Genomic DNA, 5,549 nt, shown 5'->3' with positions numbered 1-5,549 from the left:
CAGCGCCAGCAGGAACAGCACCGCGGCCGTGAACGCCATCCGGTTGCGCGACCAGCGCAGCACCTTCGGCGAAACCAGCACCGTGGTCAGCGCGGCCACCGCCGCGCCCACCGCGGCGAACAGACCGAAGTGGTGCACCCACTTGGTGGGCGTGAACATCAGGAAGAACATGGTGCCGAAGATGACGCCCATCAGCCGCCACGCCGGGCCGCGGGCAACCCCCGGGATTCGCTTGCGCCGCAACATGATGAACACCGCCGTGAACAGGCACAGCGCGCTGATCAGGAAACCGAATCGGCGCGACAGCGAGCCGTCGACGGTCGGCAGGATCAGGTAGTAGTAGCGCAGGTTCTCGGTGTACCAGGCCTGGCTGGGCCCGATCGCCGTGCGAATCCTGGTGGCCTCCAACACCGTTGACAGCGTCTGGTCGGCGAACACCACCGTGAGGATCACCGTGCCGGCCGCCAGCATCGGGGCCACCAGCGGCCAGGTGCCGACCAGGCGATGACGCTTCACCAGAATCCGCAGGATCGGGCGGCCGCCGGCGACCAGCGCTGCCACCGCGATCAGGCCGGTGGGCTGCACGCCGAGCGTGAACGCCGCGGTGATGACCGCCAACGCCGCCGGCGTCAGCCGCGAGGCGCACATCGAGCGCTCGATCAACACATAGGTGATCAGCGAACCCAGCGCGATGATCGGCTCGGGCCGCAGGCCGTTGTTGAACGGCATCCACCCGGTCAGCAGGACCATGCCGGCCGCCCAGTTGGCGGCGGTGCTCGACGTCACCGCCGGCCCCAGCCGCGGCAGCACCTCACGCGACAGCAGCAGCCAGCACACCAGTCCCGCGACCAGGTCGGGCAGCCGCATCCACAGGCTGCCGTCGCTCACGTGGGTCATCAGCGCCAGCAGGTTGTAGTACCAGCCGAACGGGTCCTCCGGGCTGCCGAACCAGCGGAAGTAGTTGGACATGTAGCCGGCGTGGTCGGCGACCCGGGCCATGCCGAGGATGTAGCCGTCGTCCGAAGAATTGGCGCCGATCAGATGCCACAGCAGGAAGACGAAGATCACCGTGGCATCGACGAGGGTGAACTTGCGCCAGCGCGTCGGGATCAACCGGTGCATGCGCCGGCCGTCGAGCTGGTCGAGGCGCCACAGCGCGATGAGCGCGACGATCGTGGACACGATCGCCAGCACCATCGCGGCCAGCTTCAAAGTCGTTGGCGTGGTGGAGAACCGGGTGTCGATGGTCGCCGAGAACCGCAGGCCCGGCGGTGCCGGACCGGTCAGGTCGGTGAACACCCCCACGATCTGCGGGCGCAGGTTGGGATCGGGGAAACCACCGCGCACCGGCTTGCCCGCCGGATCGGTCAACCCGACGAAGGTGGCGAACGTGCCGGCGAGCGTCGACGTGATCTCGATGCGCTGACATTGTGGCGACGCCGCCTGATCCCGGGGCACGCTGGCGATGACCACATTACGGTCGGTCACGTCGACGCGCTGGCTGCTGACGACCACGAACAGCGCGTTGAGCGCGGCGTCCTTACCCTTCTTGGGCGCGGTGCTCAGCACCACCCCACCCTCGGGCGGCAAGCTCCGCACCACCGAGCACGGCACGGTCACCGACACGTCGACCGGCGTCAGCGAAATCAGCGGCGCCGTAACGTTGTTCAACTGGCCGTTCTGCGGCCAGTTCAGCATCGCGGTGGTCTGCACGACGGGCAACAAGGGCGTGGCGACCGACAGCACGAAACCGATCAGGCCCGCGATCGTCGCGACCCAGCGCGTCACCCGCACGTCCCGAACGGCGTCCGACGCCGGGGTGGCCACCGGGCGTTCGTGGTCGGTCACGCTCATGGCAGTGCCCTGACGGGTCCCGGGCGGCTCCAGCCGCCAACGGTGGTCACGCCCTGGTCGACGACGGCTACCGGCGCCTGATCGGCCGGCACCAGCGCGTGATACTGCTCGACCGATCCCCAGTCGCGATACCAGTCGCCGCGCAGGTAGGTCGAGATCGTCGAGGTGCGCAGCATGGCCTGGGTGATCAAGAACGGACCGCCCGTCTCGCTGGCCTCCCACCCGTTGGACGACGACGCCGTCTGTTTGTGATCGGGCAGGATGCGGTACTTCGGAAGTTCCGCCACGCCAAGGTGTTCGGAGAACGGCCGCTGGCAGGGGAAGTTGGCGGCGGTCGCGATGTCCATCAGCACCGGGGCCTGCGACCCGATCAGCTGCTGCAGCGTCTGCAGCACCGGCACGCGCGGCGGCGTGAACGAGAACCACTGCTCGGAACTCAGATTGGGGTCGTAGGCGACGATGCGTGCCACGTTAGCCTCCGGCGGCGCCCAGGCCAGCGGGAACCTCAGGTTGCGCCACGCCGGCTCCGGACCGATGTCGATCGGCTGCACCTCGCCGAGCGGTTGGGTGCTGCCGTCGGGGCGACTCACGCCCCACTGCAGTTTGAGCGATTGGCCGTAGGTGAAGGTGCCGTCCTCCTTGTACGACCAAATGGCGCCCGCGGCCGACACCACGACCAGCGGCCGGTCCGGCGTTCGCGGCGGCAGTTGGTACCAGGACGACGTGGCGGTCGCGGCCAGCGAGTTCTCGCCGTAGCTGCCCATCACCGGGGTGCGGGCCGGATCCAGGCCGAACGGCAGCGCCGCGTGTGACCCGTTGATTCCGGCCGGGCCCTTCCCGCCGGCGGTGCCGGCGGAGTCACTCATGGCGGCGTTGGGCTTATTCGGCGAGGCGTCGGAATTCACCACCCCCGGCTTGGTGACCACGGGGTTCGACCGCAAGTCCTCGCCCACCCCCTCGGGTTTGAAGCCGACCGGGTTCAGGCCGCCGAGCGGTCCGTCCGGCCCGAACGTCTGCCCCGGAACCGGTTGCAGCAGACCGGCGTTGGGATCGGGCTCGGTCAACACGTCGTCGGCCATGGCGCAGCTGGTTGTCGACAGGCCCGACGTGATCGCGGCGAGGTTGGCCTTGCCGGTGGTGTAGAGCGGGTAGCGGACCACCGCGCCCTTGGCCAGCGAGCCGACCTCGCCCAGCACCATGATCGTGGCCACCACCAGCAGCGGCGTGGAGGCCAGCACGCGGTTGCGCCGGCTGTCCTTGACCTCAGTGTGCCCGGCGTAGTCCATCCGGAAGTGCTGCCAGGCGCCCAGCAGCCCGGTCAGGATCGACAGCGTCAGGAACATCGACGTCACCGGGTGGCTGGCGATGACGGGCTGGATGTCCCACCACGGCACCCCGTAGTTGCCGACGTAGAACCAGCCGTTGACCCCGGATGTCGCGACCGCCAGCACGAACAGCAGCGCCGTCACGTACAGCGTCAGGTTGCGGCGGTTGTGCAGCCCGATGCGGGCGAACGCGAACGCGGTGAGCGCACCCAGCGGGGCGGCCAGCCCGGCGAACGCGCCGAACTGCACGGCCCACTTCGTCGGCGTGAACGTCAGCAGCAGCAGGCCCACCGCGGTGGTGCCGATCAAGCGCCATGCCGGTCCGCTGGCCACACCCTGGACCCGGCCGCGGCGCAGCAGCACCACCAGCATCACGAACAGGCAAAGCAGCAGCACCAGCACGGCGAAGCGCCGCGCCATCGACCCGTCGGGGTTGGACTCCACCGTGAGGAAGTAGTAGCGCAGCCAGTCCTGGTACCAGGCGATCGTCGGGCCGACCTTGTACTTGATGCGCGCCGACTCGGCGACGGTGGCCAGCGTCTGGCTGCGGAACACCACGACGGTAATCAGCGACAGCGACGCCGCCAACACCATCAGCGGGGCCAGCAGGCCGTCGGTCGCCCGGCGGCGCCGGATGGTCTGGGCGATGGCCCGGGCTCCGGTCAGCAGCGCGGCGACGGCGATCAGCCCTTGCGGAGCCAGCGTCGCGGTCAGCATCGCGACGATGATCGCGACCGCCGCCGGAGCCAGCCGGCCCAGCGCGATGGCGCGTTCCACCAGCACCCAGGTCACGATCACGCCCAGCGCGATGATCGGCTCCGGTCGCAGGCCGTTGTTGAACGGCAGCCAGGCGGCCAGGAAGACGGCGCCGGCGGTCAATACCGCGACGCGGTTGCCCGCCAGGCCGCCGCGGCCGGGCCCCAGCCGTCGCAGCACCCAGTGGCCGATGATCAGCCAGCAGGCGATCCCGGCCAGGGTGGCCGGCAGCCGCATCCACACACCGGCGGTGCTGACCGCGGCCAGCTTGGCCAGCACCGCGAGATACCAGTCGAACGGCGCGTCCGTCGTCCCGAAGTAGCGGTAGTAGTCGACGACGTACCCCGCCTTCGGGGCGACCCGGGCGATGGTCAGGTTGTAGCCGTCGTCCGACGACGTCGCGCCGATGACATGCCAGACCAGCAGCGTCCCGATCACGCCGACGTCGGCGAGCCAAGTCGCGGCCCCGACGCGGCCCCACTGGAATCGCGGGCGATACCCGGATTGCCGGCCGCGCCGATCCAGCACCGCCATCGCGGCGATGGCGGTCAGGACCGCCAGGGTCCCCACGGCCATCACGAGCGTCTTGAGCGTCGTGGGTGCCGTGATGAACCGGGTGTCGACGTCGACGCGGGCCGACAGTCCCGGCTGCGGCTGCACCTTCAGGTCGGTGAAGATGCCGCCGACCTGAGGCTTCTTCTCCGACGGCAGGGTCCCCGACGCGCCGGGGATGCCGACGAAGTCGGCTCCGGCCGCGCCCGCGTCGGCCCACATGTGCAGGACGCTGCAGGCGCCGGCGGCGACGGCCGCGCGTTTGGCCACCGCGGCCACGGTGTCGCGGAACGCGACGACGACGATGTCCTTGTCGGCGCGCACGAAAAGCCCGTTCTTGCCGGTGTCCACGCCACCGACCGGCAGCGTCGAGACGACCAACCCGCCGCTGGGCGGCAGCGTGGCGATCGCCGCACACGGGATCGAGATGTCCAGCGCCCGCGGCGCCCCCGACACCAGCGGGGCGGTGATCTGCGTGACGTGCCCGTCGGCCACGCCCTGGGGCCACAGCACCGTCGCCGTCGTCTGCCGCACCGGAAGCAGCGGGACGACGAGGCACAGCAGCAGACCCGCGAGACCCGCGACCACGGCGATCAGCCGCGGGACGCGCAGCGATCGCTCATTCCGGTCGGGGGGCACGAGGCTCGATCGTAAGGGACGCTGCTTAGTGCGCTTCGGACGCAGGGCCGCCTTGACGGCGCGCTAATTTGCCGCGCCCCGGCTGCGAAATAGACTCTCGTTTCAAGAACGGCCCCGATAACCCAGGAGGCTGGCAGCGCGATGACGAACACAGGTCTCGGGTTCGGCGTCTTGGGACCGTTGCTGATGACGAGCCACGGGGTGCGGGTGCCGGTGGGGGCGCCCAAGCAACGGGCAGTCCTCGCCATGCTGCTGATCAACCGCAACCGGCCGGTTTCCGTCGATTCCTTGATCAACGCGGTGTGGGACGAGGATCCGGTGCCGGCCGCGCGCACCAGCATCCAGGCCCACATCTCGAACCTGCGCCGGCTGCTGCGCGACGCCGGGGCCGACCCGTACCAGGTGCTGGCGAGCGCCCCGCCG

Annotated in this window: 3 protein-coding genes; 1 reads left to right on the top strand and 2 read right to left on the bottom strand. The window is 69.9% G+C overall.

Annotated features, from left to right (window positions below):
• Both A5712_RS27145 and A5712_RS27140 read right to left on the bottom strand, forming a co-directional pair.
• Positions 1–1,854: arabinosyltransferase domain-containing protein (locus A5712_RS27145; RefSeq protein WP_197519510.1), on the bottom strand; the 1,854-nt coding region annotated here is incomplete at its 3' end.
• Positions 1,851–5,126, bottom strand: coding sequence for an arabinosyltransferase domain-containing protein (locus tag A5712_RS27140; protein WP_068112678.1), 3,276 nt, complete (start codon positions 5,124–5,126; stop codon positions 1,851–1,853). The genes A5712_RS27140 and A5712_RS27145, both read right to left, overlap by 4 nt.
• Positions 5,127–5,267: 141 nt before the next feature.
• On the opposite strand from A5712_RS27140, the gene A5712_RS27135 reads away from it, so the two are divergent.
• A partial coding sequence (locus A5712_RS27135; RefSeq protein WP_197519509.1) for a winged helix-turn-helix domain-containing protein occupies positions 5,268–5,549 on the top strand: 282 nt, incomplete at its 3' end.

Source organism: Mycobacterium sp. E2327 (genome assembly GCF_001672675.1).
GTDB lineage: Bacteria > Actinomycetota > Actinomycetes > Mycobacteriales > Mycobacteriaceae > Mycobacterium.
Note: the sequence above shows the minus strand (reverse complement) of the source record. Positions and strands in the feature narration are given on the sequence as shown.